The 20656-nt window shown below is 42.5% G+C and carries 23 protein-coding genes and 1 tRNA gene; 16 read left to right on the forward strand and 8 right to left on the reverse strand.

All coding sequences use genetic code 11. From position 1 onward, the window contains the following. Positions 1-109 precede the first annotated feature (109 nt). A complete protein-coding gene (locus B1202_RS10190) occupies positions 110-499 on the reverse strand; it encodes a GNAT family N-acetyltransferase (protein ID WP_078190486.1) in 390 nt (129 codons plus the stop codon). Between the two features lie 97 nt (positions 500-596). On the opposite strand from B1202_RS10190, the gene hisB reads away from it, so the two are divergent. From hisB to B1202_RS10230, 8 genes are all read left to right on the forward strand, one after another. Then, the gene (gene hisB / locus B1202_RS10195) at positions 597-1190 is read left to right on the forward strand and encodes an imidazoleglycerol-phosphate dehydratase HisB (protein ID WP_078190487.1); all 594 of its coding nucleotides are present in this window, start codon (positions 597-599) and stop codon (positions 1188-1190) included. Beyond that, positions 1190-1807, forward strand: a complete 618-nt coding sequence (hisH, locus tag B1202_RS10200; protein WP_078190488.1) for an imidazole glycerol phosphate synthase subunit HisH — start codon at positions 1190-1192, stop codon at positions 1805-1807. The genes hisB and hisH overlap by 1 nt, the downstream gene beginning before the upstream one ends. A gap of 130 nt (positions 1808-1937) precedes the next feature. Next, entirely contained in the window at positions 1938-2447 is a 510-nt protein-coding gene (locus tag B1202_RS10205; protein WP_078190489.1) for a DUF805 domain-containing protein, read from the forward strand. 228 nt (positions 2448-2675) lie between these two features. Continuing rightward, positions 2676-3149 (forward strand): DUF805 domain-containing protein, encoded by a 474-nt coding sequence (locus tag B1202_RS10210; RefSeq protein WP_171262639.1) that lies wholly within the window; start codon positions 2676-2678, stop codon positions 3147-3149. 174 nt (positions 3150-3323) lie between these two features. After that, entirely contained in the window at positions 3324-3989 is a 666-nt protein-coding gene (locus B1202_RS10215; RefSeq protein WP_078190491.1) for a 3'-5' exonuclease, read from the forward strand. Positions 3990-4422: 433 nt separating this feature from the next. Then, complete coding sequence (locus B1202_RS10220; protein ID WP_078190492.1) at positions 4423-5187, forward strand: hypothetical protein; 765 nt, start codon at positions 4423-4425, stop codon at positions 5185-5187. Between the two features lie 193 nt (positions 5188-5380). Next, positions 5381-6112 (forward strand): 1-(5-phosphoribosyl)-5-[(5-phosphoribosylamino)methylideneamino]imidazole-4-carboxamide isomerase, encoded by a 732-nt coding sequence (gene hisA, locus B1202_RS10225; RefSeq protein ID WP_078190493.1) that lies wholly within the window; start codon positions 5381-5383, stop codon positions 6110-6112. 69 nt (positions 6113-6181) lie between these two features. Further along, the gene (locus B1202_RS10230) at positions 6182-7069 is read left to right on the forward strand and encodes a DMT family transporter (RefSeq protein ID WP_078190494.1); all 888 of its coding nucleotides are present in this window, start codon (positions 6182-6184) and stop codon (positions 7067-7069) included. 90 nt (positions 7070-7159) lie between these two features. Here B1202_RS10230 and B1202_RS10235 read toward each other — a convergent pair whose 3' ends face one another. From B1202_RS10235 to B1202_RS10245, 3 genes are read right to left on the reverse strand one after another with little or no spacing between them, the layout of a single operon-like run. Next, positions 7160-7552, reverse strand: a complete 393-nt coding sequence (locus tag B1202_RS10235; RefSeq protein ID WP_078190495.1) for a DUF4870 family protein — start codon at positions 7550-7552, stop codon at positions 7160-7162. Between the two features lie 41 nt (positions 7553-7593). Further along, positions 7594-8220, reverse strand: a complete 627-nt coding sequence (locus tag B1202_RS10240; protein WP_078190496.1) for a DUF1294 domain-containing protein — start codon at positions 8218-8220, stop codon at positions 7594-7596. Positions 8221-8247: 27 nt separating this feature from the next. Then, complete coding sequence (locus tag B1202_RS10245; RefSeq protein ID WP_078190497.1) at positions 8248-9198, reverse strand: homoserine kinase; 951 nt, start codon at positions 9196-9198, stop codon at positions 8248-8250. A 110-nt stretch (positions 9199-9308) separates the two neighbouring features. Here B1202_RS10245 and hisF point away from each other — a divergent pair, with 110 nt between their 5' ends. Beyond that, positions 9309-10070 carry an imidazole glycerol phosphate synthase subunit HisF gene (hisF, locus tag B1202_RS10250; protein WP_320109244.1) on the forward strand — a complete coding sequence of 254 codons (762 nt, stop codon included), beginning with the start codon at positions 9309-9311 and terminating at the stop codon, positions 10068-10070. Between the two features lie 374 nt (positions 10071-10444). Here the strand turns inward: hisF and B1202_RS10255 are convergent, their stop codons facing one another. Next, positions 10445-11065 carry a hypothetical protein gene (locus B1202_RS10255; protein ID WP_078190499.1) on the reverse strand — a complete coding sequence of 207 codons (621 nt, stop codon included), beginning with the start codon at positions 11063-11065 and terminating at the stop codon, positions 10445-10447. A gap of 111 nt (positions 11066-11176) precedes the next feature. Between B1202_RS10255 and B1202_RS10260 the strand changes: the two genes are divergently transcribed. Further along, positions 11177-12187, forward strand: a complete 1011-nt coding sequence (locus tag B1202_RS10260) for an AraC family transcriptional regulator (protein ID WP_078190500.1) — start codon at positions 11177-11179, stop codon at positions 12185-12187. A 166-nt stretch (positions 12188-12353) separates the two neighbouring features. Then, entirely contained in the window at positions 12354-13040 is a 687-nt protein-coding gene (aqpZ, locus tag B1202_RS10265) for an aquaporin Z (protein ID WP_078190501.1), read from the forward strand. Positions 13041-13137: 97 nt separating this feature from the next. On the opposite strand, the gene B1202_RS10270 is transcribed toward aqpZ, so the two are convergent. Then, positions 13138-13386 (reverse strand): hypothetical protein, encoded by a 249-nt coding sequence (locus B1202_RS10270; protein ID WP_078190502.1) that lies wholly within the window; start codon positions 13384-13386, stop codon positions 13138-13140. 117 nt (positions 13387-13503) lie between these two features. Then, positions 13504-14592, reverse strand: a complete 1089-nt coding sequence (locus tag B1202_RS10275; protein WP_078190503.1) for a DNA/RNA non-specific endonuclease — start codon at positions 14590-14592, stop codon at positions 13504-13506. 264 nt (positions 14593-14856) lie between these two features. Here B1202_RS10275 and B1202_RS16770 point away from each other — a divergent pair, with 264 nt between their 5' ends. After that, positions 14857-15573, forward strand: a complete 717-nt coding sequence (locus B1202_RS16770) for a hypothetical protein (RefSeq protein ID WP_078190504.1) — start codon at positions 14857-14859, stop codon at positions 15571-15573. Between the two features lie 202 nt (positions 15574-15775). On the opposite strand, the gene B1202_RS10285 is transcribed toward B1202_RS16770, so the two are convergent. Beyond that, positions 15776-17656, reverse strand: coding sequence for a potassium transporter Kup (locus B1202_RS10285; RefSeq protein WP_078190505.1), 1881 nt, complete (start codon positions 17654-17656; stop codon positions 15776-15778). Positions 17657-17778: 122 nt separating this feature from the next. On the opposite strand from B1202_RS10285, the gene B1202_RS10290 reads away from it, so the two are divergent. From B1202_RS10290 to B1202_RS10305, 4 genes are all read left to right on the forward strand, one after another. After that, positions 17779-17869 (forward strand) — tRNA-Ser (locus B1202_RS10290). Positions 17870-18076: 207 nt separating this feature from the next. Next, a complete protein-coding gene (locus tag B1202_RS10295) occupies positions 18077-19354 on the forward strand; it encodes a tyrosine-type recombinase/integrase (RefSeq protein WP_078190506.1) in 1278 nt (425 codons plus the stop codon). Between the two features lie 5 nt (positions 19355-19359). Then, a complete protein-coding gene (locus tag B1202_RS10300) occupies positions 19360-20037 on the forward strand; it encodes a hypothetical protein (RefSeq protein ID WP_078190507.1) in 678 nt (225 codons plus the stop codon). Between the two features lie 126 nt (positions 20038-20163). Continuing rightward, a complete protein-coding gene (locus B1202_RS10305; RefSeq protein ID WP_078190508.1) occupies positions 20164-20457 on the forward strand; it encodes a helix-turn-helix transcriptional regulator in 294 nt (97 codons plus the stop codon). The last annotated feature ends 199 nt before the right edge of the window (positions 20458-20656 follow it).

Genomic DNA, 20656 nt, shown 5'->3' on the forward strand with positions numbered 1-20656 from the left:
TTGCTTATTTTTTGAGTGATTTCAAATTTCCACAGCTGAAATCACTGTGACGACGATGTATTTATCCAACAAAAAAGCAGCTCAATGGCTGCTTTCAATTGGGGACAGGTTATTCAGCCGCAGTAATTTTTCCAATGTGTGCCAAACAGCGGTGGATCGCGCCACAACCTGGTTCAAAAGTTTTCACCCCTTTTTCTTCTTCCATACGGGTGGCCTCACTGACCAAACGTTCTGCAACACCACGCCCACGATTTGCAGGGTGTACCACAATATATTCAAGGGTTTTGCTTTCACCTTGGCCTGTACACCAAATCGCGCCAATCAATTTTGTATTAAATTCTGCAGTATAAACTAAGGTATACTGAGCTAAGTTCTGCTCAAGTTGTTCAATCGCATCGGAACCGTCGCTAAACTCAGGGCTGGTGTCATACAGTCGCTCAAGCTGGCTGCGCACTTCATCATTTTCCAAAGAAGTATAGGCATGTACGGTAATAGGCATTGATAAACCCTCCTGAGCAATCTAATATGCGGTGACTTTTCGTCACAGCGAAAATATTTTTACATCAATCATTTTGACGTATTTGAGGAACGTGTCTATGACAGATCGTATCAGTGAAGTGGTAAGAAACACCAACGAAACCAAAATTCGAGTTCGTGTGAATCTTGATGGTACTGGTCAAGGCACTTTAAACACTGGTGTTCCATTTTTAGATCATATGATTGATCAAATCAAGCGACATGGTCTGTTTGATATTGATATTCATTGTGATGGCGATCTTGAAATTGACGATCATCATACCGTAGAAGACTGTGGGATTACACTTGGCCAAGCCTTTGCTCAAGCACTGGGCAATAAAAAAGGCTTACGTCGCTACGGTCACTTCTATGCGCCGCTGGATGAATCACTGAGTCGTGTCGTGGTAGATTTATCAGGCCGTCCGGGTCTTTGGATGGATATTCCATTCACTCGCGCGCGCATCGGGACTTTTGATGTGGATCTTTTCTCTGAATTTTTCCAAGGTTTTGTGAACCATGCGTTAATGACGCTGCACATCGACAACCTAAAAGGTAAAAACAGCCACCACCAAATTGAAAGCGTATTTAAAGCCTTTGCCCGTGCATTACGCATGGCGTGTGAAGTTGACCCTCGTGCCGAAAATACTGTTGCGTCTACCAAAGGAACATTGTAATGACCCGTATTGCCCTTCTTGACTATGGCATGGGAAATCTTCACTCAGCAGCAAAAGCCCTCGAACACGTGGGCGCAACTGTTGATGTCACTAATGATCCTAAGCTGATTGCACAAGCAGATAAAATTGTGTTCCCCGGTGTGGGGGCAATGCGTGACTGTATGCAAGGCATGCATGATGCAGGCATTGATGAAGTAGTCCGTAAAGCAGCATTTAATAAACCTGTGCTTGCGATCTGTGTCGGCATGCAAGCCCTAATGCAGCATTCCGAAGAAAATGGCGGTGCAGATGCATTGGGTATTTTTGAAGGTTCAGTTAAACGCTTCCCTGATGTAGAGGGATTAAAAGTGCCGCACATGGGCTGGAACCAAGTGCATCAGGCAGACCCTAGCCACCCGATGTGGAAAAACATTGAGCAAGATGCACGTTTCTATTTCGTACATAGCTTCTATGTAGAGCCGCAAGATTCAAGCATTGTCGCTGCAACATGTGACTATGGTTTGAAATTTTGTACCGCAATTCACAAGGAAAACTTGTTTGCGACACAATTTCACCCAGAAAAAAGTCATACAGCTGGCCTGCAATTGCTAAAAAACTTTGTGGAATGGGATATCTAAAATACCTTCCTCTCAGAAAAGCCCGCTCCTTGCGGGCTTTTTTGTACTGTTTATTTTTCATCCTTTTATTTTCTACATATTCATTTTAGAATTTGCCTACTTATAAAAATACCAAAGCCTAGGAATAATAATGAATACCTTCACATCTGACTCACCGACCCAAGCCAGTGGTCGCTTTAGCCGTCGTGCATATCTTGCATGGAATATACTGCTCGGCATTATTTTTACGTTAATTGCTGTTGTGGTCGGCCTGCTCATACCCGGTGCGCAAAATGCGCTGATTGAGGGTGCTATGTCGACGCCACTCATGATTATTTTCTTTATCATGTATGCCATCGTTATTTATTACAGCGTCATTTTCTTAATCCGTCGTTTACATGACAGAGACCATTCAGGATGGCTTGCACTGCTGATCTTAGTTCCTGTAGTGAATATATTGTTTGCGCTCTATGTGTTATTTGCACCGGGTAATAGCGGTAGTAATAGCTTTGGACAACCACGCCCGACCAAAGGCTGGGAAACCGTGCTGGCTGTTTTGTATATCGTGGTATTTATAGTCGGGATACTTGCTGCGATCATGATTCCGTCTTACCAAAACTATGTGATCCGCTCTCAACAAGCCACGATTCAACAACAATAATCATAAATCATTAGATGCCGCCTATATCACTCTAAACAGCAATACATCTGCTCAAACAAGCTCACACAAGTGGGCTTTTTTTGTACTTTACCTTTATAATCAACGCGCTTTTTTGGTTCAGGATCAAATCCTGTACTTTTTCACATTTTTATGTCTTTTTTAGCTCAATTTTTGCGGTTAAAAATGAATGATAACAATACTTTTTACGATAATTTAAGATCATTTAATATGAATAATTCACCCAATATAAACTCTGGTTGGAACCGTGACGGTCGTTTTAATCGCATGTCATTTATCGGTTGGAATGTCTTCTATGGCCTCATACTGAGCATATTGATGCTACTGATCGTCAGCATGATGCCCAATACCCTCAATGCCCTAATAGCTCACGCTGAAAATCCAATGACGCAAGTGATTGGATTTATCCTAAATGTTTTCATGCTGATCCCTTTGATGATTTTTTCAGTGCGTCGTCTGCATGACTTTAATCTCTCAGGCTGGTTTGCACTCTTAGAGTTGATTCCGTTGCTCAATATCGTCATGTGCATTGCGCTGATGCTCATCCCGGGGTCTGCAAATGCCAATCAATATGGCGAGCCGCGTGCATCCAAAACATGGGAAGTGGTCCTCGCCTTTCTCTTTATCGGTTTATTCTTACTGATCTTGGTAAATGTATTATTTACTGCGCGTTTTCTGTTTTAAGTCACTGTCTTTAAGCCTCTTGGTCACTGTGTTTAAGTGCCCTCGTCACTGTCATAGCAACGCGCTATGACAGGCAGATGAGTCAAAGGCTCATGCTCAACGCCACATCTCGGTATTTGCATTTCCCTACTAAACGCTCTAGGCTGCAACAACAAGCCTTTGAATTGAATCACAATGACTAATGCTCTACTGACACCTATTTTGCCAACTAAAGAACAGATTAAAAATTTTCCATTGTTCCAAAATTTAGTGCCAGAGCAGATCCATGTCATTCACAATGCAGAACAATGCCAACACTGGGCCGATGAATTACAGACGACTGCCTTATTCGGTTTCGACTCTGAATCTAAGCCGACTTTTCGTAAAGGTGAAGTCTCTACTGGCCCACATTTAATCCAACTCGCGACGGCGCAACAGGCCTGGTTGTTTCAAATGAACGAATGCACTTGGGATTTTTTAAGACCAATCTTGAGTAATCGTGATCAAATTAAAGTAGGTTTTGGCTTAAAAAATGATGCGCATTTATTTCGTAAAAAAGGCATCGAACTGAATAGTGTCTTGGAACTCTCCAAGTGCTTTGCTTCTTTTGGCTTAAGCCAACCCGTCGGTTTAAAAAATGCCATGGCACTGCTTTTTCGTGTGAATTTTCCAAAATCTAAATCGGTCAGTACCTCGAATTGGGCCAAAAAGCGCTTAAATCCAGAACAAATTCGTTATGCCGCTGCCGATGCCTATGCCCCTGTTTTGGTCTTTGAAGAATTATTACAACGCGGCTTATTACCTAAAACCATTCCCAATACCTCCCTCAAACTAAGAATTCGTCCGCACATGAAATTATAAACCCTTAATTATTTTAATGATTTAAATTATATTCAGCGATGTAACCGCTCTGTAACTGGATATTGCCCCAATCTATGGCATGACCAAGTGCAAAGATCGGCTGAAGAGTGCCAATGAATTTGCAGTTTATTTGCGCTAAAGATTTGAACAGTACCTTATTGCTTTAAAAATAGTCACAGCACAGCCTAAAAACAATAAAATTGCACCTTTTAAGTACATTTATATCTTTGATTTAACTCGTTTTAATTACATTAATATACATTTATATTTTTGTTCAGTTAAGGTTTTGATCTCTCTGGGTTTTCTAGCAGAATTACATGATTTATCTCATTCTTTCTATACTTTCATAATTTGTTTTCATCAATCTCCTTTTGCTAAAACAAGTCTGCCAAATACATAACACATCATAATTTAAAAACTTGGAGAACCTGACATGTTGAACTTATTTACAGGAAAAATCAGCGGCGTACTCAGCCTGACTTTACAAGGGATCAGTAAAGCAGTTGGACTGGTTTTAAATACTGTTTTGGATACAGTAGACAGCGTATTAGAGACCGTAAGTAGCTTAACCGCGCCCTTAACGGATGCACTGACTGAGCTTCCGCTCATTGGTGGGACCATCGAAAAAGTACTCGCAGTTGAAAATCAGTTGGTCGGCACCTTAGGCGAAGGCTTACATGCGGTAGCCGATCAACTGGCGACGGGTGATCTTCTTGGTGGGGTGCAAACCACTCTCAATGGCGTAACTGGTGTGGTCGGTCAAACCGTGACGGAAGTTGCGGGTTTAGTTGATCATCTCAGTGGGGTTGCTGCACCAATCACAGCCGCACTTTCTGACTTGCCATTGCTGGGCGGTCTATTGGATGCAGTAGGCGAAACTACGGGTAATTTAACTGGCTTGTTGGCTGAAACGGGCGACTATGTAGCCAGTATTGATCCTACCGAATTATTAACAGCCGTCCTGAATGATCCATTAGCAAGTGTGGGTGGTGTCGTGCAAGATGTTTCAGGCACTTTAGATGCCTTACTGGATGACATTGCACCGATTACATCGATTGCCGCTGAACTTCCTGTGGTGGGTGATCTTGTTCAAGTCGTCGGTGAAAGTACCACAGCCCTCAATCAAGGCTTATACGATGTCGGTAGCTTACTTCAATCCGTAAACAGCGATTTATTACAAACAACCACTTATGTTTAATGACTAAAAACACTAATACACAGCGCATTTTTATAGACCAAGAATAAAATCCAAACCTCTATTTGCACTAGCCTGACCTATGTCAGGCTTTTTTAATTCATCAATTCTGATATTAGCATTTAGTGAATAGCCGTTTATTTGATAAGATTAGGCACAAATTCATTCTTAATTTGATTGAGCAAGGAGCGAAAGCATGCTGATCATCCCTGCAATTGACCTGAAAGATGGCAAATGTGTCCGTTTAAAACAAGGTCGTATGGAAGACGATACCGTATTTTCTGACGATCCAGTGGCAACTGCACAGCATTGGGTAAATGAAGGCGCGCGTCGCTTACATTTGGTAGATTTAAACGGTGCTTTCGCTGGTACACCTATTCATAAGCCTGTGGTTGAAGCGATTGCTAAAGCACAGCCTGAATTGCCAATTCAAATTGGTGGTGGTATCCGCTCTCTTGAAACCATTGAACATTACCTTGATGCAGGCGTATCGTTTGTCATCATTGGTACAAAAGCAGTAAAAGAGCCTGAATTTGTTGAAGAAGCGTGCAAAAAATTTGCAGGCCATATCATTGTCGGTATCGATGCCATGAATGGCATGGTGGCAACTGATGGTTGGGCAAATGTCACTGACGTGAAAGCTACTGATTTGGCAAAACGCTTTGCAGATGCTGGCGTATCGAGCATCGTCTACACCGACATCGCACGTGATGGCATGATGCAAGGTGTGAACGTTGAACAAACCGTTAACCTTGCAACGTATTCAGGCTTACCTGTTATTGCATCAGGTGGCGTGACCAACCTTGACGACGTGCGTAACTTAAAAGGCCAACCGGGCATTTTAGGTGCGATTACCGGTCGTGCAATTTATGAAGGCACATTGAACCTTCGTGAAGCTCAGTTACTGCTTGATCAACAAAGCTTGTAATATACCCGAGCAGAAAAGAGGTCTTCGGGCCTCTTTTTTTATTTCTCCTCTTTGAATATTCAAATACACATGCCAACCGTCCAATCTGCTTGGAAAGCCAAGTTTCCGCAGCTCGCACTCATCCTGATTACCATGATTTGGGGTGCCAGTTTTATCACCGTGCAATACGGTTTAAATTTCAGCAGTCCCGTGCTGTTTGTCGGTCTGCGTTTTGCCGCAGCGACTCTGGCTGTGAGTCTGTTATCGCTCAAATATCTTAGACATTTTTCTCAATACGATGTCATTGCGGGCGCAAGTATTGGCGCTGTGATTGCGATTGGCTATACGACACAAACGGTCGGCTTACAAAGTATCAGCAGCAGCGAATCGGCTTTTTTAACTGCGCTGTATGTACCGCTGGTTCCGATTTTTATGTGGCTCAGTTTTCGGCATAAACCACATGTGATGACATGGCTGGGTGTAAGTTTGGCTTTTGTCGGTTTGGTCTTTTTAACTGGTAATGGTTTTGGCGCTATTCAGCTCAATTTTGGGCAAATCATTACGCTGCTCGGGTCGATTGCCATTGCTTTTGAAATTATCTTGATCAGCTATTTTGCACCCCGCGTCAATCTGCGCAGAGTGACGGTTCTACAGTTGGCATTTGCCTCTCTGTTCTGTTTTTGCTTTGCCCCACTGGTGGGTGAAACCACTTTGCCAAAATTTGAATGGCCATTAATCGCTGTACTCTGCGGATTGGGGCTAGCCAGCGCCGTAATTCAACTGGTGATGAACTGGGCGCAGCGCATGGTTGATCCTGCACAGGCAGCAATCATCTATGCAGGTGAACCAGTTTGGGCCGCGATCATTGGGCGACTTGCTGGTGAACGCTTAACACCGCTCGCCCTTATTGGCGGGCTTTGCGTGGTTCTCGGTGTGATTGTGAGTGAATGGCGGCCGAAATGGTTAAAGAAACGCTAATTTCTGCATCCTCTATTAGATCAAAAAAGCGACTCATACGGTCGCTTTTTTGATACCAAGATTTTTATGCCAAAAAGTTCTGAACTCGCATTAGTCATACATCGGTCGGTTGTCATTGACACGGATTAAACCTTTAATCGCGCGGTACACAATCCATAACCAAGACAGTCCGATCACCGTGACGCAGAAGGTACTTGCTCCCAGTGCCACCCCTGCAAAGGCATTGGCATTATTGCCAGTAAAGAACAGAAAAATAAAAGGCACGAAAGCAATGATGTTCCAAATGAGATACCACCAAAACGTACGAATCTGCCAAGTAAAATGGCTTTCAAAAATCGTGCCGCGAACATCACTGCGTTTGACGTAATTGATAATCAACGCGAGGACCGCAAGCAAGCCGGCAGAAAAAATCGCCACAATATAAAGAATATACAAAATAATCGTGAGCAGGCGGTTTGGATCTTTATCAATGGAATAATTCATTTCGCTCTCCGTCATGATGATTTTGCGGATCGTTCCACCTACTAAATATGCAGGATATTAAATGGTGAAATTAGCCATAAAATCAGTAGTATGTTAAAGGCTATGGTACAGAAATATATTTTTCGAAACGGTTGTTTTTGTGTTTTATGCCGCAAACGTTGCTGAGCGAGCCATGCCGCCGGCCACCCACCTAAAAAAGACAAAAGATGCAGTGTATTTTCTGGCACGCGTCGGTTCCCCATTTGCGCAGCTTCTTTATCCTGCGCATAGAACCAATAGGTCAGGACATTAATAATACTCACAAAAAGCAGCACCATGCCACTGAGTAAACCAGCCACAGACAAGCCCGCCAAGGCGAGGATATACATGATGCACAAGATTTGCATCGGCTCTGCCTGACGCGGCATCTGCACCACATTTTTTTTATTGGGGCGTTGTGCAGCTTTGGTTTGTGAGGCTTTTAAATAATGCACTTGCTGCGCACGAAAGCGTCCGCGTTCGTCTAAGATCACAGCATAATCCAACGCGCAGCCCACGATTGGTCGTGGGCCGGGACGGGAAAAGTCTTTGATGTGCAAAAATACGCGATCTTTGGTGCTATCGTTCGGTTGAATGAAGCCGTAGCCCTTATCATCAAACCATTCTACTAAGCGTCCTTGATCACGCATGCTTTTCCCTCTCGTTGTTTTTAAAATTTATGCTGTGACGAATTTTAATCGTTCAATCAGCATATTACGCATTTCAGCAGGGTTTTTCTGCAAAATATCATCCCCTGTACGGCCTTCGGCCGCATTTTTCTGTGCCACCTGTAGACGCATCATCCAGAAGCGACCCGCTGCCATCGCCAAATATAACTCTAGGCATGATTTTTCATCTGCTGTTAATGGGCGCACGCTTTCATAGGCATTTAAAAAGGCAATGGCTTTGTCTTCATTCAAATGTACATCCGGATATTCCGTACAGAAGTCATTTAAAGTAATAGCAATATCAAATAAGAGTTCGTCTTTATTTAACTCATAAAAGTCTAAAATACCGTTGAGTTGATCGCCTTCAAATAGGGTATTGTCACGGAACAGGTCCGAATGAATAAAACCGATAGGACGATTTGGATACATCGCTGTTAAGATGTCATATAAGCCCAACAGATTGTTAAGCAACATGGTATCGGCTTCATTTAATGTTGGACGAATATCCCGTGAAACTTGTAACCAATAAGCATGATCACGATATTCTGCACGTTCCAAAGGGAAATCTTGTAAAGCCACATGCATTTTCGCTTGGGCTACAGCAATCGCCTCTGCTTGCGCTAAATTCGCAGGCATGGGATGTTGACCTTGCATGCGTGGCGCAATCTGTGCAGGTTTATCCTTTAAACTATGAATCGCTTTACCTGAATGATTCAGCGGTACAGGCACAGCTAGACCCGCCTGCCCCAAGTGTTCGAGTACAGGAACCAGCTCCCCTGCACCTTGCTCGTCCATCTCTTCAAAAACGGTTAATACATACTGCGTGCCATTTTCGCAAACAATAAAATAGTTGGTATTTTGAATACCGCCTTGAATCGGAATCAGGTCAATCACCTCCAGTCCATAAGGTGCTGCAAAATCCTGAACTTCCTTTAAAGTCAAAGTGGTATAAACCGACATAGAAAACCTGCGAAAAAACTTACATATTTTTGATAGAATAACCGCTCCGACTACTAAGGTGTAGCATCTAAGTCGCGAAGTTTCATAATCGGCTGTTATTTTTGGAAAAAATTATGCTTGCTAAACGTATTATTCCTTGCCTCGACGTGGACAACGGTCGTGTAGTGAAAGGTGTTCAATTTCTTGATATTCGTGATGCAGGCGATCCAGTTGAAGTTGCACGCCGTTATAACGAACAAGGTGCGGACGAAATTACCTTCTTAGACATTACCGCAACCTCAAATGGTCGTGATACTACTTACCGTACGGTAGAGCGTATGGCTGAGTCTGTATTTGTGCCATTAACAGTCGGTGGTGGCGTGCGTAAAGTAGAAGATATCCGCCTGTTATTAAATGCCGGTGCGGACAAAGTTTCGATTAACTCTGCGGCTATTTATAACCCTGAATTTGTACAAGAAGCCTCTCAGCGTTTTGGCGCACAGTGTATTGTGGTTGCTATTGATGCGAAAAAAACCGGCGATAATAAATGGGAAATTTTCACCCACGGTGGTCGTAAAGAAACCGGTATCGATGCCATCGAATGGGCAGTAAAAATGGCGGACTTCGGTGCAGGTGAATTACTCATCACATCTATGGATGCTGATGGAACCAAAGCTGGTTATGACATTGAACTGATGCGTAACATCAATGACCGTGTGACCATTCCAACCATTGCTTCTGGTGGTGTCGGTAATCTCCAACATTTGGCCGATGGTATTTTAAAAGGTGGCGCAGATGCAGTGCTTGCGGCCTCTATTTTCCACTTTGGTCAACACACCATTCCTGAAGCGAAAAAATATCTAGCAGAACAAGGCATTGAAATGCGTCTTTAATTGATTCATTTTCAATGAAGATTGAAAAAGAGCGATGATTCGCTCTTTTTTTGTTTTAATGTTTTTGATGCAACAACATGGAGTTACAGCAGAGCATCGCCCATGCAATTCATTTACTATAGTCATAAAAAAAGGAGCCTTGTCGGCTCCTATAAACCAAGAAAAACTACAGCACTTGGTCTGATACTTAAAACAAATGAAAAAATATACATAGCAACTTCATCAATCAACTCGTCGTGTACAAGCCTTTTGATGATTTAAATATAGGGCATTTGCACTGCATTTGATTGACAGTAGATTCATAATTTATTGACAAATTGCGACAGCCTAATTGGGTAAAAAATCTTGTTGTCAAAACGCACAGCGCATTCGCATTAGACCGTTTCAAGAAGTGCAACTGGCTTTTCACGCTCAGCGACCCACTTTGCAGGAAATACCCGATTGATCCAGTGCGACAATGGCTTGGCAATCGCTGTCGGCAGTAGCACACCCAATGGGTTTTGTTCCTGTAATTTCGCCGAGGAAATCACCCGAGTCCCTAAAATATAATCAAACCACGGCTTAGTCACACACCAATTGGCATCCTGATTTGAGTTCATATGGTGGTCATAGTGCCATGGAATCTTTTTCATCGCCCACTCTGGCTCAAGATGTGCGCGACGATGGATATAATAATAATTCCCTGCGCAATACAGCACAGACAAACTCATTCCTTTGGAAATGGGATAAAACAGCGGGACAAATACCGCTGAAACTGCCACCAGTGACAATATTTCATTTTTCGTGCGCCAGTTCTGTACACCTTCAACATAGCCATGATCATGAAAATCTGTTTTTCGAACTTCACGATGATGTTCCCAATGTGATTTCATGCTTTTCGGTACTGGACTAAAACGTGGCTTACCTGAGCGATGTGTCCCATGCAAAACATATTTATGTGCGAACCATTCAAAGGCATTGGCGACGACCAACCCTGCAATAAAACCTTTTAACATGACCAATATCTCCTTTTATTAGCTCCACTATAGGTAATGAAAAGGGCTAGATATTGACCGTTTTTTTTAATATTATTGACAAAACACGACAAAATTTAGAATTAAAAAAATATGCAACAACTCAAGGACTATACAGGATCGGTCTATGGAGGACTGGGCCATTTGCTCTATGCTTATCACCAAGCTCAAGGCATTGCTATTCCTGAAAAACTGAATAAAGTTCAAAACTTAGAGCGTTTTGATTATGCCGTTTGGCGTGATTTATTGATGGATTTAGATCAAAAGATCCAAAAGCCAGCGCTGGGTTTAGAAATTGCAGAACATGTGCAACCCAAACATATTGGCATCATTGCGTATATTGCCCTGTCCTGTGAAAACTTGGGCGAAGCGCTGCTCCGCTACCATGATTTTCATCGCTTAATCTTCGATGGCAGTCCCTTGCTAATTGATATTCAAAATGATTTTTTCTCCATCGGTTGGAATGATTTACCCATGAATATGGCCAATCAATTGACCGATGAAATTGCGATTGCCTTAATGCTGCAGTTTCTAAAATTATTCATGCGTTTTGAAGATATCAATTTACACGAAGTGCATTTTCATAATCCTGCACCGAAAAATGTCGCTCAATATGAACAATATTTTCGCTGTAAAGTTCGATTTTCCCAAGAAAAGTCGAAGGTTATTGTTCCCATTCAAGAACTGTCTCGCCCTTTTTCCCAAGGCGATCAGACCTTACAAAAACTGTTAATGCAACAGGCACAGTCTTTATTAGAAAAGCTGCCGAATACCACGCAAATCGACCAACGCTTACAGCAAGCCATTTTAATGGGTTTGCAAAAAAATCAGTTCCAAATTGAACATGTCGCTACGCAACTCAATCTGTCCGTCCGACAATTACAACGCCATTTACAACAACAAGGCAGCACCTATCAGCAACGCATGCAGGAGGTCCGCTGCATGATGGCTGAAGAATTTTTAAGAGACCCGCATTTAAGTTTGCAGGAAATTGCGCTACTGCTGGGTTATTCAGAACAGAGTGCGTTTCAACGCGCTTTTAAACAATGGCGAAATTTAACCCCACAGCAATGGCGCTTATCGCAAATTGAAGCAGTAAGTTAAAAATGTGACACAGTTATCATTTTATATATTGTGATTTTCAGCAAAATCCATTAAATCTATGCATATTCGATAAATGAATAAAACAACACTTCACAACTAGATTGCACTCATGCTGAGTGAAAGATTGAAAATCTATTCCAAATGACAAAAACAAATGGAGTTTTAAATGAATAAATATTTAGCAGAACTGATCGGTACGTTTTGGCTGGTCTTTGGTGGTTGTGGTAGTGCGGTCTTGGCTGCGGCCTTTCCTGAACTTGGCATTGGCTTCGCTGGCGTGGCACTGGCCTTCGGTTTAACCGTATTAACGGCTGCTTATGCGCTAGGTCATATCTCAGGGGGACATTTTAACCCTGCCGTGAGTATTGGCTTGTGGGCTGGTGGTCGTTTTGAAGCAAAAGAACTGGCACCCTATATTATTTCTCAATTACTGGGTGCAACCCTCGCCGCATTTATTCTATTCATCATTGTACAAGGTCAGGCCGGATTTACAGGAGTCGGCGGTTTTGCCACCAATGGCTATGGTGAATTATCTCCGGGCAAATACTCTATGCTCTCAGCCTTAATCATTGAGATTGTGCTGACTGCTGGCTTTTTGATTGTGATCATGGGAGCAACGGATAAACGTGCCCCTGCTGGATTTGCTCCAATTGCGATCGGTCTTGCGCTTACATTGATCCATCTCATCAGCATTCCCGTCACCAATACTTCAGTCAACCCAGCGCGTAGTATGGGTGTAGCATTCTTTGCTGAAACTGCTGCGCTATCACAAGTTTGGCTGTTTTGGGTAGCCCCTATCATTGGCGCGGTGATTGGTGCTGTCATCTATAAACTGATGGCAAAAGACGCATAAATAGAAGAAGACACCATAAAAAAGCTCACAATCTGTGAGCTTTTTTTCATTCTTCTTGAATTGAGCATTGCTTCCTTCGACGGCCGATGACACAGCATTAAAGAAATGGATTTGCCACTTCGTTGTCTTCACCGCCCTGCGCTATTTTTTCAGCTAAGTTGGTTTCTGCCTCAAGCGTGGTCACCACATCATTGAAAAATGCCTGTAAAGCTTTCGCTGCAGCTAAACCTGCTTGGTCTTTCGTCACCTGTAAGTTGCCATAAATATTAATTCGATCTTGGCCATTTTCTAGTGTTAAGTCATGAATTGCATGCGACGCTGTGTCATTTTCAAATGCTTTGAACATGATGGATATCCTTCTTTTTTGTTGTAGTGATGCAGCAATAGAAATACGTGAAAAAGATTTCAACTGCAAGCAATGATCCTCTTCATCGCTCGCAGTTCAGCGCTATTATCTGCTCGATTATTTCAAAATCTGTAGCAGATATTGCAGAATTTCTTCAATCAATTGTTTGACCAAGGCATCTTGATTGTTGTCATTTCCACTACTTGCCATGGATGTCTCGCCCACTGAACCACCACTCGATTTAAAGTCTTTTTGCAAGCTTAAAATCTTGTCTTCTGCGACATCTGCAGCACACTGGCTTTCAGCATCCCAATGCAAATAAGCGATGTCTTGATTTGCTTTGACTTGGGTGGCTTTGAGCGGCAAACGGTAGGTATTCCGCTTTTGGTCTTCGGTTAATTCTGGAAAGAAATTAATTCCAGTCAGTTCTTCTAGCGCACAAATACTCATGACTTTGACTGTCGGTGCGGTATCACGCAAGGTATTGTCCGCATAGTACACGCCTGCAACACCTTTTTTCGGCAAATAGATCGCCTTATAAGTGGCGGTCGGCACAATGACCCCTTGCCCGATGGTTTTTAATTTTTTCGCACTGTATACCGGCCCCGTCACCACATAGACATCTTGCTTTTGTTTGGTCACTATCGCCCGTGTGGCTTCTTCTAACTCGCGCCACACTTGCTGATTATTTTTTGGGGCTTGCGGCACCATATTGGCCAAAGAAAAACTGTCTAACTGTGCAGCTTTATTGGGCATATCTGCATTGGGTGCCATGTGTCCACGGTCATAGCCTGAAGATTTATAGTCTGACAGCAAAGCCCGATATTCAGACGGCACGCGAGTCTCTTCATGAAAGTTATCTTCACGCGGAATTTTTTGACTCAGCCGTGTGGGGGTTAATGCTTCTGCAACCCAAAGCGGTGTCTTGGATATCCCTGAATACATGACATTAAAGCCATTAAAACACATTGGGAAACTGTTTTTATGTAGGCTTTCACGGACCAAATAAGGCGGTACTTCACGGTAAAACTGGTCCAAACAGGCGCTATTTGAAGTGCTGCTCATGGATACAAGTTGTTGAATTTTTTCTTGCCCGAAAGCAATTGCAAAGCTCCCTGTTGCCACCAGACCTAACAGCACTTTTATGCCATTTTGCCCAAATAACTGTGAAAGCGGATTTGCTGAATTGCGTTTCTTTTTGACCATGACTTACAACAATGACTTCTAAAAAGGACTATTTTTCCGCAGCTTAGCAAGGGTACAAATTTTAGTACACTTTTCTTTTTTAATTTGCTTAACAATCACACAAATATTGTTTAACAAAGCAGCAGTTGATGTAACTTTATGTCGCAGTTGTACAGGTCTTTATAGGAAGTCATGAAGCAGTTGCGTATGTTTCATTGAATTCGCCTCAAGAATTATGACAAGGTAAAAATACGAAAAATTGCGATAAAAATATACGGAGTGATTATGCATTCTAAAATTTTAGGTTTAGGTTTAATTTCAGGTTTAATGAGCGCAGCAGCATTTGCAGAGCCACCGATTCAACCCGGTGACACTTTAGAAAGTTTGTCTAAAGTCAAAATTGTGACCACTGTGAATGGTCAACCCGGTTCCATTCAGGACTTGGTATCAAGTGGTCAAGTTCAATTGCTTGAAGCTCCTGCCGGACAAGTCAATGCCGCTGCAACAGAACAGCCCTTAAATCCTGAACAGGCTCAGGCAAACCAAATCGATCCGAATGCCCCTGCAGTCCCTGCAAATGCTGAACAAGCGGCGACTGAAGCGGAAAATGCACTCGCAAATGAACAGCAAAGTGTAGCTGCTGCGCCTACAGAGCAGTCTGTGCCAACTGAACAAACGGCAGTGGCCAATCCACCCGAAGCCGCTATAACTGAAGCACCTGTGGAAACAGCACAGCAAGCTCCTGAAGCCGTGGCAACGGATGCCAATGCGGCACCCGTCATTGCCTCTTCTGCAGAAGCACCTGTCAATGCCGATAGCGCATCGGCTGCATTACCTGAAGCGCCTCAAGCACAACAGGATGCATTTATGGCAGCACCTGAAACTCAAAGTGCAAATCCTGCAGATGCATCAATTCAAGCCAACCCAGAAGCACCTGTTGCTGACGAAGCCATCCAAGCTGCGCCTGAAGCCTCTGCAGATGTAGACGCGACAATCAACTAATCAGCGTATTTTCAAGGATGAAATAGCGCAACATCTTCATTCTGTTGCTTTGCTCGCATACTCCTCCCAGGAAAAAGCAACAGAATGATCTCTATGTCTTTGGACTAGAAAAGTTCAATCATCACAGATAAAAAAAGCCAGAATTGATCTGGCTTTTTCGTGTCTAACTTTTAAATCTATGCCTAAAAGTTCAATCTAGGTCTTAAATTTCAATCTGACTTCCCAACTCCACCACACGGTTGGTTGGAATTTGATAAAAGTCGCTGACTGGACTGGTATTTCGCTGCATAGAAATAAACAGCTTTTCTCGCCATGGCGCCATGCCTTCACCCAAGGTATGAATAATGCGGTCTCGGGAAATAAAGAAACTGATTTGCATTAAATCAAATTCAAAGCCCAACTCACGATACGCATGCTCCAAAGCCGCAGGAATATTCGGCTGGTCTTTAAACCCATAAAACATCGTGATTCGATAGAATCGTTCATCTAATTTTTCCGTGATCACCCGCTCATTTTCAGGTACAAACGGTACATCTCGGGTATTGACCGTGACCATAATATTGCGTTCATGCAGGACTTTATTGTGCTTGATATTATGTAACATAGCATGAGGCACGATCTCAGGCGTTCCAGTTAAGAATACCGCATCGCCTGGCACGAACTTGGTTTCACTGCCCATGCTGACACTGCGAATAAACAGGTCAATAGGCAAGGCATCTTTACCGAGTCGATTGAGCACCAATGCCCGACCATCTTTCCACGTCATTAAAATCGTAAATAATACCGCACCAATCAGGATTGGAACCCAACCACCCGCTGCAATTTTTAATGATGTCGATGCAACAAAGATCAAATCAATCAATAAAAATGGCACTGCAAATATTGCCACTTTCCAAACGGGCCAACGCCATAAACCATAAGCCAAAACTGAGATCAAAATCGTACCGCAAAGCATCGTCATGGTCACAGCTACGCCATACGCACTGGCCAAATTCGCACTGTTTTCAAACAGCAAAATCAAGATCAGCACCGAGATAAACAATGCCCAGTTAATAAATGGCAAATAAATCTGACCACGTTCAACTTCAGAGGTATGTTTTACTGTCAAACGCGGCAAATAACGCAATTGAATCGCCTGATTGACCATAGAGAATACCCCTGTGATCACCGCTTGCGAGGCAATCACCGCGGCCGCTGTCGCCAATGCAATCATTGGATACAGTGCCCATTCAGGAATCAGCATATAGAATGGATTGGCTAAAGCTTCTGGATTACGCAGTAGCAAGGCACCTTGGCCTGCATAGTTCAACAGCAAGCACGGCATCACCACAATAAACCATGCCAAGCGGATTGGGAGTCGGCCAAAATGCCCCATATCGGCATAGATTGCCTCACCACCTGTCATCGTTAAGATGACCGCACCCATGGTCAAGAATGCAACATAGGGCTGCTGTACTACAAAATTGAAAGCCCAATGCGGACTGATCATGGTCAACACAAATGGCGTTTGCGAAATACTCCATAGTCCAAAACCACCAATGGATAAAAACCACATAAGCGTCAAGGGACCAAAGAATTTACCCATCGTGCCTGTGCCATGGCGTTGCACTAAAAATAGCCCCGCCAAAATACCGATCGATAAGGGTTGCAGCCATTGGTTAAACATCGGCGTCGCAATACTTAAACCTTCAATCGCGGATAACACGGAGATTGCAGGAGTAATGATCCCATCACCAAAGAACAAAGATGCCCCAATAAAGCCAAGGGCGATCAGGTAGATTTTTTTGTTTTCGGCAATTCGTGTGGTTCGCAGATTCAAGGCCAACAGCGACATAATACCGCCCTCGCCATTGTTATCTGCGCGCATGATGATGCTGACGTATTTAAAACTAATCGTCAGCATGATGCACCAGAAAATCAGGGACAGAATACCCAGCACAGACGCTTCGCTAATCGCCAAGTGTGCTGTGAGGAAACATTGGCGCAGCGCATATAACGGGCTCGTCCCAATGTCTCCGAATACTACGCCCAAAGCTGCCAAGGTGATGGCAGGCAATGCGGCTTTTTGTGCAGTACTTTGCATATAATTGTCTTCAATTTAGACAGGATTTTTGCGAATCATAGCACCGCTCAAGATGTTTTTGTCTAATTCAATTGTTTCTCTTGGCAGAATATATTTTTTTCGCTATTATCCACCGCGCAAAAGGTGAAGTGTCCGAGTGGCTGAAGGAGCACGCCTGGAAAGTGTGTAAACGTTTATAGCGTTTCGAGGGTTCGAATCCCTCTTTCACCGCCAAAATTGATTTCTACGGGACTGTACCGTAGTGCGAAAGGCTTGAATCTAAAGGGTTCAAGCCTTTTTTTACGCCTATACACTACGGTGCAATCTAATAGTATCCCGACATCTTTGTCGGTACTTTTGACGGTATCTGCTCGCAGATGACTATAATAAGGAGTGAGTCAGGTTTTTCCTGAAATTTATACCGTCAAATGAGGCTCACAATTGGCTAAGCAATCCAATAAACTAACCGCTAAATCCGTTAAGAATCTAGCTTACGATCCTGATAGCAGTAATAAGCATGCTGATGGTGGCGGACTATATCTTTTCATTCATAAAAATGGCTCAAAATATTGGCGTTTGGATTATCGCCGTCCAATCAGTCAAAAACGAAATACTTTAGCTTTAGGTGTCTATGATGAAATCACCCTAGAGAAAGCACGCCTCAAACGTGATGAAGTCAAACGTATGCTGTCGGATGGTATTGATCCTGCTCAGGAACGAAATAGCCATCGGAACGAGCTTAAAGCAAAACTTGAGAATACTTTTGAAAAGTTTGCGACAGAATGGCTCAAGATTCGTGAACTTGAAAGCAAAGTAGATCGGGAAACAGTCCGTAAACTCAATCGTGATATCTTGCCTTTTATTGGCAAACTAGCTGTAACGGATTTAACTGTAGAACAACTTGAGCGTGACGTGACTAATAGCCTTGTTGAGCGCGGTGCACTCGAGTCGGCTCGCCGTGTTAAATCTATTATGGGTATGGTCTTAAAACTTCCATTTAAACGCCGTCTAATTACGTATAACCCAGCCTATGATATTACCCTACCCAGGCCTATTAAAGGTAATCATAATGCCGTAGTAAGCGAATCAGAGCTTAAAACACTGCTCCAAAAGATTTGGCGATATCATGCGGAGAGTCCTCGTGCACGTTTAAGAACAGAGCTTGCATTGAAGCTTTCAGCATATATCTATCAACGTCCAAATGAGATCCGTGAATTGTTATGGGATCATGTCGATTTTGAAAATCAGCGTCTTTGCTTTCGTGCATCCAAAACTCACCAAGAACATATTGTCCCCCTCTCTCGTCAGGCTTTTGACATTTTGAAACAGCTTGAAGATATGCGGATAACCTCAGCATTTGTCTTTCCGAGTGTGAAGTCACCTCATGAAAGCATGAGTGAAGATACGATTCGTCAAGCACTCAATAGACTTGGATATAAAGGCAAGCACACTGCGCATGGCTTCCGAGCAACTGCGCGCACAATCTTAGGTGAAGAGCTTGAATATCGAGTAGATATTATTGAGCATCAATTAGCACATACGGTACGTGATCCTAATGGTACTGCTTACAACCGTACTAAGTTTTTACGCCGTAGACGTGAGCTGATGCAGTTATGGGCTGACTATTTGGACACTTTACGTCAAGGTGGTGATGTATCTGTGTTTAAACCTGATTACGATGACAATGTAATTAAATTCACTAAATCTAATGTAGCTTGATTTTCATGAAATATTTAACTCTAAATGAAACCCGCCAAAAATTGACAGAATATGGTCTTAAATTTGATGATTTTATAGATTTATACGAGTCCAGAGATCTTAAAATTTATCTAAAACATAGTGGTTTTATTATCAAAAATTCTGTTGACGCAAATTCTAAGGTAATTAATGGTTATTATTTGGACTCGATAAAACCCTTTAGGGGAATCGTTGAACCTTTAGATGACTTAACCAATCAAGATATAGTTTCTTCACTATTGGACAATCCAAATTCTATCATCTATGCAACCATAGATAATGATACCTACACCCTGCTAAGAACCTTTCCAACAGACATGGAACCATGTCTGTTGGAATCCTATGCCCAATTCTATACTGCATCAAATTTTTTGATCGAGGTAGAACAGTTCGATAAATTATTTAGCTTTAAAGGCTCAATGGAACTAAGGACAGAAAAATCTTTAATTTTAGAAAATCAAAAGTTATTACGAATCATAGGGGGTATGCTGGCAGGTATTAAACATTCTGATAGATATAAAGACTTAAAGCAGAACAAATTATACGAACTGATGGCTCAAGCTATTGACACTCAAAAGTTAGGATTAAGTGATGATACTGTGAAGCCTATTTTCTCAGATGCAAATAAAGCTATTAGTAAATATTTAATTAAAAACAACAAATAATCAATAATTTAAAAGAAAAAGCATCCTAATTAGAATTATTAAAATCCTAATTAGGATGCTTCTACATTCAGGCTTTTCTATCCTTTCTCACACAACGAGACACTATCAAACGTTGTGGAGAAACACATGACAAACCCTCAAATCACTAGTACTCATTTTCATGCTGATCCTGAGTTCCTTCTTACTATCTTTGATCTATCAAGTACGGCTGAAAGAAAAGAGAGAATTTACAAAGATCGAAAAGGTCATACTCGTATCATCAAAGCAAGACCACCAAAAAAAGGAATTTTACCAATGGGCGAAAGTACTATTTGGGAAAAAGTACGTCGCGGTGAATTCCCTCAACCGATCAAAATTTCATCAAGAATCACTTGCTGGCGTAAATCAGACATTGTCGAGTGGCTTAAGTCAAAACAGTAATGCAAAACGCACTATATACAACTTGGGAAGCCGCAAGGTTTTTAGCCCAATGGCTACCCTTACGCTCTCAAAAAGCTTGGTATCGGTATTTGATGATTAATCCATCTAAGTACCGCTCTCAAGATGGATACAAGCTTAACGTCCAAGTCATCAACGGCGAACGACGATACACACAAGCCACATTAGTGGCATTCATAAC

This window comes from Acinetobacter amyesii (genome assembly GCF_002018365.1).
In the GTDB taxonomy this organism is placed as follows: domain Bacteria; phylum Pseudomonadota; class Gammaproteobacteria; order Pseudomonadales; family Moraxellaceae; genus Acinetobacter; species Acinetobacter amyesii.